General features: G+C 57.0%; 9 protein-coding genes. All 9 read right to left on the bottom strand.

Translation table 11 applies throughout. From position 1 onward, the window contains the following. Position 1 precedes the first annotated feature (1 nt). On the bottom strand, positions 2 to 571 hold the full coding sequence (locus tag BQ5462_RS03895; RefSeq protein WP_071142103.1) for a DUF2460 domain-containing protein: 570 nt from the start codon (positions 569 to 571) through the stop codon (positions 2 to 4). A gap of 14 nt (positions 572 to 585) precedes the next feature. After that, positions 586 to 4,500, bottom strand: coding sequence for a hypothetical protein (locus BQ5462_RS11340; RefSeq protein WP_071142104.1), 3,915 nt, complete (start codon positions 4,498 to 4,500; stop codon positions 586 to 588). Between the two features lie 4 nt (positions 4,501 to 4,504). Continuing rightward, positions 4,505 to 4,798: a hypothetical protein gene (locus BQ5462_RS03905; protein WP_071142105.1), complete on the bottom strand. Its 294-nt coding sequence runs from the start codon at positions 4,796 to 4,798 to the stop codon at positions 4,505 to 4,507. A 14-nt stretch (positions 4,799 to 4,812) separates the two neighbouring features. After that, positions 4,813 to 5,205, bottom strand: a complete 393-nt coding sequence (locus BQ5462_RS03910) for a hypothetical protein (protein ID WP_071142106.1) — start codon at positions 5,203 to 5,205, stop codon at positions 4,813 to 4,815. A 10-nt stretch (positions 5,206 to 5,215) separates the two neighbouring features. Continuing rightward, positions 5,216 to 5,692 (bottom strand): phage tail tube protein, encoded by a 477-nt coding sequence (locus tag BQ5462_RS03915; RefSeq protein ID WP_071142107.1) that lies wholly within the window; start codon positions 5,690 to 5,692, stop codon positions 5,216 to 5,218. 15 nt (positions 5,693 to 5,707) lie between these two features. After that, positions 5,708 to 6,109, bottom strand: coding sequence for a DUF3168 domain-containing protein (locus tag BQ5462_RS03920; protein ID WP_071142108.1), 402 nt, complete (start codon positions 6,107 to 6,109; stop codon positions 5,708 to 5,710). After that, the gene (locus tag BQ5462_RS03925; protein WP_071142109.1) at positions 6,096 to 6,563 is read right to left on the bottom strand and encodes an HK97-gp10 family putative phage morphogenesis protein; all 468 of its coding nucleotides are present in this window, start codon (positions 6,561 to 6,563) and stop codon (positions 6,096 to 6,098) included. The genes BQ5462_RS03920 and BQ5462_RS03925 overlap by 14 nt, the downstream gene beginning before the upstream one ends. Further along, positions 6,560 to 6,880, bottom strand: coding sequence for a phage head closure protein (locus tag BQ5462_RS03930; RefSeq protein ID WP_071142110.1), 321 nt, complete (start codon positions 6,878 to 6,880; stop codon positions 6,560 to 6,562). The genes BQ5462_RS03925 and BQ5462_RS03930 overlap by 4 nt, the downstream gene beginning before the upstream one ends. Positions 6,881 to 6,883: 3 nt before the next feature. After that, on the bottom strand, positions 6,884 to 7,155 hold a 272-nt coding region (locus tag BQ5462_RS11225), incomplete at its 5' end, for a hypothetical protein (RefSeq protein ID WP_159429669.1).

Here is a 7,155-nt window from a genome sequence, read left to right on the forward strand (position 1 = left end):
CTCACCTTACTGTGACCAGCTTGAAGCTGCTGGTCCGATTGATGTTGTCATACTCGTGCTCGATCTCAATGCCGTCTCCGGAGAGATACACCTGCCAGTAGTAGCGGTAGTCAGCCTTGACTACCGCTGAGGCGGACGGCGGGGTACTGAATTTAATCAGACCTCCGGCCGTCAGACTGTACTTGTTGCTGGCCTGCTTGACGTTATCCACATATACACTCAGGTTATCCACATAGCTGACCGGCTCCACATAATCGCCCATCTGCATCAAAGGCTGGTACAGTCCGCTGCTGACCATGGGGAGCTGCAGGCCTTTGACCTGGTAGTCCTCAGCATCCAGCCAGTAAAAGGGTGTCAGGGCTCCCTTGAGTTTTGCTACAAAGCCGTGGAGGGCTCTAGCCTCCTCATCAGTCAAGTAGTTGACTTTGACTTTGATGGTCCACTCCGGGTATAGCTGATTAGTCAGGGCCCGGCGCATGCCGGACCCTGCTGTTTGTACCTGTGTACTCCATTTTTGACTTTTGCTGGACTCGTAAGCGATTTTACAAGTCGGAAAAAACAGTCTGCTCATAGTCCTCTATCACCTCACCATACCCCGGTGTTACCGGTGTAGTCTCGATCATTGTCCAGCAGCAGCTGCTTGATGGTGTCGCCGCCGCCGTTGCGCAGGAAATCTACAAAGCTGGATGCATCCAGGGCACTCACGTTGAGCTGGACCGTGCCTCCTGCCTTGAGGATGATGCCGCTGCCGCCGGAGCCGCTCACCAGGCCGCCGCTGGCAAAATGCCGGATGCTGCGGCCCTGGTTGATGGCATCCAGGAGCGGAGCCCCCACCCGGGACACTGCGTCCGCATTGATGACGTACTCGCCATTGGACAGCATGGCCGGGATGGAGTCGCTGGTACTTGTGCCTGGTCCGCTGATGTAGCCGCCAGATGCAAAGAAGAAGAAGCCGCTGCCGCCTACGGACATACTTTTCAGCGCTATGGATGCGCTCAGGGCGGCAGCGCTCAGGGCTTGCATGGCTGCAGTCGTCGTCACGGTGGTGGCGGATTCGGCCGGTTTTGTCGTCATGTTGAGGACGCCCTGGACGACGTTGTAAGCACCTAGCAGGTTGCCAGCCGTTCCGGTTGCTCCGCCCATGGCAGTGACTGCCGTGGTGGCGGAGTTGAGCCCGGTGCTTAGGGAGTTGAGCCCGGTGGCCACAGCCCCCACGCCCATATCTCCTACACCGATGCCACCGGAGCTTCCTCCGGATCCGTTGTTGCCGCCACCTCCAAAGATGCTGCTGATGTTGAGCAGTCCGCCCATGGCAACGTCTCCGATGATGCTCAGACCGCCGCCCTGGGCTCCATTGTTGCCGCCCAGGAATCCACCGAATAGGCTGGTAACGATCTGTGCCGCCCACTTTTCTGTGATCTGGTTTACGATTTCCAGCATGATGGAGTCAAAGAGATCCAAGATGGAGTCGGTAAAGCTGTTTTCGCCGGTAAAAAGATTGGTGAAAAAGTCCTGGAGCCCGGTCTGGGCTTTTTCAGCCACGGCCGTCATCTGCTCGTCCACAGAGACGTTGGCGGCCTTCCAGAGGTCGTAGTACCTCTCCATGGCCTCGGTCCGTCCATCCCACTCCCGGCTGTCCTTGCCTTCCTGGCTATTCAGGATGCTCTGGAGCTGGATCATGTCGTGGGCCTTGATGGCGTACTCAACCTGGCGGTCAAAAGACTCCCGGTAGGCGTCCACTCGTTTCTGGGCGGCGGCTGCCGTCTGGGCTGTGTACCACTCCTCGACGGCGGCCATGGCCTCCTTGTCGTTCTTGTTCTTGGCCACTGCCTTGAGCCGTTCGTCCCGTTCTTTGTTGATGGCGTCCAGTGTGCTCTGGTACTCGGCATCGGCCAGGCTCTTGTAGTCGCCCTTTACCTCAGCATTGGCCTTGGCCGTATCGGTGACCAGCTTGTCCAAATTCTCTTTCCGCTGCTTCTCTACCTTGTCCATCATGGTGGTCTGATAGGTGGCCAGCTCGTCGGTGAGCATCTTGATAGCATCCGCAGGGACCCCATCTTTTTGAATTTGTGCGATCTCCTGGGCTTTCTTTCTGACATCCTCGGTCACGCTGGTCATTCCGGATTCGTAAGCCGTGCCTGTCTCCTTGCCGATGGCGTCTTTCATGGACGTAAACAGTTCCATGGCCTTGGCCTTAGCATTATTGAGCCGATCAATGGCCTCCTGCTGCTTCTGCTGATCTGGGAGCATGGACTGAGACATCGTCTGGCCGCCGGTAAACTCTCGGATAGATCCAAACCCGATAAAACCAAACTCGTCTTTCCAGGACGCCAGATCCCGCTGCTGCAGGCCGCCTTTGGAGTCTCGGGAGATTACCTGCCCGTTGCCGACATACATCCCGACATGCTTAGGACCGGAGATGTAGTCCCCAGCCTCGGGGATGTAACCGTCTCCCGGATTGTGCCAGGCTCCTTTGGCTTCCAACTGATCTTCAATGTTGTCACCGGAGGCCGTGTAAAAGGACTTCAGTGCCCCGGTTGCGGCGTACATCGTTCCGACAAAGGCGGCGCAGGACATGTTCATGTCGGTGGTCAGCTCAGGGTTGAGCCACTGACTGCCAGGAGCCTGGTTATATGCGTTGATGGCATTTTGTGCGGCAATCTGGCCGATGGGGACCTGGACCTCTACAGGCTTGGGCTCGGGGGCTTTAGCAGCGGCGGCACTGCTCCCGGCCCCGCTGCTGCCCGTAGCTGTCGCTGCGTTGACTTTGTTCAGGGCCTCCTGGAGCTTTGCCGTGAGGTCTGCAGCCGTAGAGTCGCCACTGCCGTCACCGCCGCCACTGCTTACGTTGACTCTGGTCTTGGGTGCCTTCCTGGCGGCTTCCACATCGTTGAGGACCTGCAGAGTCTGCTCATCGGTGACGTCTGTGTATTTATAAGCGCCGCCGCCCAGGGCTTCGTCCTCCTCGTCGTTGATGCCACGGAGCTTCCACTCGCCGTCAACTTTTTTATAGGTATTACCGTTGTACTTTACTGTATCGTCGTAATATTCCTTGTTAAATTGAGCCTGCTTGTATTGGAAGAGCTTGTAGGTGGCATAGCCGATGGCCGCAGCTACGCCCATCCAGCCCCCGATCAGGCCCCAGACGGCCGACTTGATTGTCCCAATGGCTGTGACGCTGGTAGTTGCTGCCCCCACCGTTTTGACAGCTGCCCCGGTGGCCGCCGTGCCCGTGGTAGCAATGGCTGCAGAGGTCACTGCTGCCTGCCCGGCCACCTTTGCCCCGGCTGCACTCTGGACGGCTGCCGACTCGGTGGCCGCCGCATTGACCTGGGCATAAGCTGCCGTCATGGCGTTGCGGATGGCAGCGGCTTCTTCTGCCGCCTGGAGTTCCCGTTGTTTTACAAATTTGGCATAAAGTGCTGTCTTTTCGGCTTCTGTAGTCTGCATGGTGGCCAGGCTCTGGTAGTAGGCCTTTTCCTCCGCCAGGGCCGCCGCCTGGACCATCTTGATGCGCTTTTCAATGGCCTTTTCCTGAACCCGGGTCAGTGCCTCCTCAGCCGCCGTAGATCCGGCAGAGCCAAAGAGACCGCCCACGGCACGGCTGGCCGACTGGAGTGCCTGGAGAGTCTTATAGACTGCGATAAACGCCACCACGTTCCGGGTGATGTCCACGATCTCTTCTTTGTTCGCCGCTAAAAATTTTGCCGTGTTGGACAGCCCTGTCATAAGGTACGGCAGGTATGCCTCCACGATGGGTGCCAGTGCGGCCCCGGTGGCCAGGCCGATGCTGCTGGCCTGCATCTTGAGAGTGGTCAGCTCCTTAGAGAGCCTGTCCATTTCCTCCGGATCCAGGCCGATGCCGCTGATCTTGTTCGCCTGCTCCTTAGCCTCGGCATATTCCCGGAGAGTACCAGCCAGGGCCAGGCCCTTGGCCCCCAGGGTATTCATGATAAATTCCTGCTGGTATCCTGCCTTAGCCGCCTTTTGATAGCCTTCGGCCAGGGCTTCCAGCTGTTGGTTGACCGGGAGCAGTTTGCCATTGGAGTCCTGGAGGGATACCCCTACCGCCTGGAGCATGATCTGTGCCTTTTCGGCGGCGGTCCCGCCCCCGGTTAGCGTCTTGTCCAGCTTCATCAGCGCCGTGCTTGCAGTCTGGATGTCGCCTCCGGCGATGGCCACCGTCCGGCTAAACATGGATGCCTCGGCAGCAGAGATGCCCATGGCCTCCGTCAGATCATGGATCCGGGAGCCTGCCTCCACTGCCCCACTGATCAGCTGCGTGAAACCAAAGCCAGCCCCCGCAAGAGCAGCGGCCTTGGCCACCTTGCTGGCAAATCCCTCCACGGATGCAGAGGTTCCGTTGATGGCATCCGTAAATCCCTTGATGGGGAACGGCTCAAAAGTCTTATCGATCTGGCCCTTGGCGTTTTTGAGTGCTGAGTTTAACCCGGAGCTGTCAGCCCCGATCTTGATAAGTAGGTCTGCAATCGTCGACATGTTGTCACCGTCCTTTCTCTTGGGTTAATCCAAATTCATCCATGAGGATCTTGCGATCCTCCATCATCTTTCGCATCCGCTGCTGGGGAGTTGTCCACAGGGGCTCGATGAGGTCTTTAACCTTCACCGGCTCTTTGGAGTAAGGGGACAGCAGCACACTGACCCAGTAGGCCGTGCGGCAGTCCCTGGCCTTTTGAGCTTCCTGGGATGCCTCAAAGCATTGGTAAAACTCCCCTGGTTGCATCTCCTCAAATTCTGCTGGATGGATGCCGATGGTAAAGGCGGCCTTCTCGGCCACCGCTATCCAGTCGGCTACGCTTTGGATTCGAGGGGAGCCAGCACTCTCCGATAAGCCTGGATCGCTTTCTCGGTCGCCTTGCTGTCCCCTTTGATAAAAAGCCCGCTGGCGATGATGGCTTCGAAGATGTAGGCGTTGAGCTCGTCCAGGTTACCGCCCTGCTCGCAGTAGGAGTCAATAAAATCATATGCGTCAAAGTCCTTGGGTTTGTCCTGGATCCCCGCATTAAGACAAGCGACGGTAAAGTCGATGTTGATAGCGTTGCCCATGGACGGATTGACCATTACCTGCCCCAGCATAAAAACAAGGGAGCGGCCGATAGACCGCTCCGCTGCTGCCAGAGCCTTGGTATTGTACATCAGAGAGTAGGTCTTGTCCCCGACCTTAATATCAATGCTCTTTTTCATAATTTACTCCTTATGCCCCGGTCGTTACTTCGGAAATTTCGCCCTGGCCTTCCAGCGTGGCGTCGATAGTAGCGGCATCTTTGTAGGCCAGACCTTTTTTAAACTTAGTAACAGCGGCCCACCCCTGCTGATAGCTCTTATCGGGATATACAATCTTGGCAAGGACCGGCTTGCCGTTCATAAATGCGTACTCCATGATTTGAGCTCCGTCGTCGTTCATAACCTGGAGACCGGTGTAGTTGATGCTCCAGCTCTTGAGGCCCTGCAGTTTGGTCTGCCAGCCGCCGCTGGTCTTATGGGATGCGTCGATGGAGTCGGAGCTCATGTCCAGGGTGCAGTCACGCTGACCGCCCACCAGAGTCCACTTCGGGGTTTCGGTAGTGCTGCCGGGTGCTCCCAGATACAGCAGGGTGTCTTTACCGGATTGGGCTTCTGTCGTATCGGTGGGAGTCGGGAGCTTCTTCAGGTCTTCAGCAGTAATAGTCATATGGTTTTCCTCCTGTTAAATCTTGTTGAGTAAAAACGATGCGGTGAGGGTTCCGTGGTAGCCTGTGGTTACCTCCGGAAACGCCTCTATCACATCGATGTTGGCAGATATGGTCTTGTAGCCATCCACCGCCAGGGTTGGGCCGTAGTAGGACAACAATGCGGAGATGTCATTGAGCACGTCATTGACCTTCCGCTTGCCGTTGCTGTCGGCCCACACATCGATGTTGATGGTGGCGGTCCACAGAACCATGTTTTTAACGGCTTCGGGCTTCATGGTCACGGAGCCGATGGTGATGTATGGCAGCTTAGCCTCTTCGGTCACATCCCCGTAGACGGGCGTGGTCTGGCCATCCCTGATAACTTTAAATACGGCCTGCTGCAGAGGGACCAGGGGGACGTCTTTAATCAGTATCATGCTCAATCGCCTCCTTCATGGCGGCCTCAATCTTATCCTTTTCTTTCAGGTAGGCGGGCCGCATAAACGGATGCTTGGTCATGTGGCCGTTGTAGATGTCCCCTTTGACATACCGGCCGTCCGGCATCTTCATGGCGTGTCTCTTCCCCAGCTTGGGGTTGGGATAGGTTATACGGGGCCCTGTCCCCATCTCCACAACCCGGGAGTGGGGAGCCGTTGAGACGACTTCCCCGGTCTGCCAGTCGTTGGCTGACCGGAAACGGATTCCCTGTTTGAGTTTGCCCGTATCGCCCATGGGTGCCATGCGGACAGCGGAGTCATAGATGGCCATAGTGCCCTTGCGGATAACTCCACGGATGCGGCTCTGGACTGCCTTGGAGTAACTATCTATCTCCTTGGTAGCCAGCTCCACAGCCTCGGTGGATTTCATCCGGATCACAAAGCCTTTGCTCATGTCCGCACCTCCTGGGTAGTCAGCACATAGATCTCCGGATCAGAGCGGTCTACATCATAGACCTCATACTGATGGCCATCATGCTCGACTCTCCATCCCTTGGCTATGTCTGCCCGTGCCCGGATCCGCATGCCCTGGGTGACCATGACGGCAGCCCCGTCATCAGCGATGACGCCGGGGGATACCCTGGCTTTTAAAAATTCAGCCCATACCGTGGCGGCAACCGTCCAGGTGGTGGTGCCGCCAAAGCCGTCATCCTCGCCCCTGGTCAGCTGCAGCAGCTTGACTCTTTTGTTGAGCTTAGCAGGATTGATCATAGGTCATCCCTCCCATAGGCTGAGCTGGTGGAGCATGGACTGGATGATGTAGCCCAGGTCCTTCTTCTCTCCGACTCGGTCCTCATAGAGATTGGTGACGATGGCCAGCATGACCATGTCGGCCTTGGCTTTAAATCCAGCATCCCCAGCATTACGGAACGTCCTATCGGGACGATACGGGAAACGCCGAAACGCTAGGAAATACGCGGTTTTTCGGCGTTTCATCTGCCGAAAACGTCTGGCCTGTGTGGACTTTTTGCGGTATTTTTGCCCAA

The sequence above is a fragment of the Acidaminococcus timonensis genome (assembly GCF_900106585.1).
Taxonomy (GTDB): domain Bacteria; phylum Bacillota; class Negativicutes; order Acidaminococcales; family Acidaminococcaceae; genus Acidaminococcus; species Acidaminococcus timonensis.

Coding starts and splice junctions, on each gene's coding strand:
- BQ5462_RS03925 (WP_071142109.1), bottom strand. CDS start 6,563: ATGAGCAAAGGCTTTGTGATCCGGATGAAATCCACCGAGGCTGTGGAG.
- BQ5462_RS03895 (WP_071142103.1), bottom strand. CDS start 571: ATGAGCAGACTGTTTTTTCCGACTTGTAAAATCGCTTACGAGTCCAGC.
- BQ5462_RS03910 (WP_071142106.1), bottom strand. CDS start 5,205: ATGAAAAAGAGCATTGATATTAAGGTCGGGGACAAGACCTACTCTCTG.
- BQ5462_RS03920 (WP_071142108.1), bottom strand. CDS start 6,109: ATGATACTGATTAAAGACGTCCCCCTGGTCCCTCTGCAGCAGGCCGTA.
- BQ5462_RS03930 (WP_071142110.1), bottom strand. CDS start 6,880: ATGATCAATCCTGCTAAGCTCAACAAAAGAGTCAAGCTGCTGCAGCTG.
- BQ5462_RS03915 (WP_071142107.1), bottom strand. CDS start 5,692: ATGACTATTACTGCTGAAGACCTGAAGAAGCTCCCGACTCCCACCGAT.
- BQ5462_RS11340 (WP_071142104.1), bottom strand. CDS start 4,500: ATGTCGACGATTGCAGACCTACTTATCAAGATCGGGGCTGACAGCTCC.